This is a genomic window from Rhizobium sp. SVR5-9E (genome assembly GCF_056755095.1).
Genome location: NZ_JBNDHS010000266.1, coordinates 1 through 395, shown reverse-complemented (window position 1 = coordinate 395; position 395 = coordinate 1). Strand labels below are relative to the sequence as shown.

1 protein-coding gene is annotated in these 395 nt (G+C 50.9%); it reads right to left on the bottom strand.

Features of this window, described 5'->3' with window-relative positions; genetic code table 11:
• Positions 1–395, bottom strand: a 395-nt coding sequence (locus ACPYOJ_RS34730) for a DNA-binding domain-containing protein (protein WP_481420284.1), incomplete at both ends; no start/stop codon positions are given.

Genomic DNA, 395 nt, shown 5'->3' with positions numbered 1-395 from the left:
CTACAGAAGCACCATCGCCTGCGACTTTGATCTTACTGCCCACGATCTTCAGGTTTCTGCCGGGCGTAAGGAGATCATTCACCGAACCGCTCTTCACATCGGTTACCTGCAAGATCACCGCAGAAGATTCTGCTACCCCCAGAATACTGACTTCAATATTCGGGATCTCTGCCCGTAGCTTTTCTCCCTGGTTGAACTGGAAAATAATGCTGTGCTTGTCTTTGTTAAACGTCTCCGACGGGCTGTCGAAGACCCCACGAATAGTCGTGCTTGCCGTAAAATAGCCGGTATTGATGGAATACCCGTCACACAGTTGATACGCCATTTCTTTAAGGAAAAGCTCTGTGGCATGCTCCATGGAAGCGGCGGAGATATCGGCACCGCCGCTTCCATGG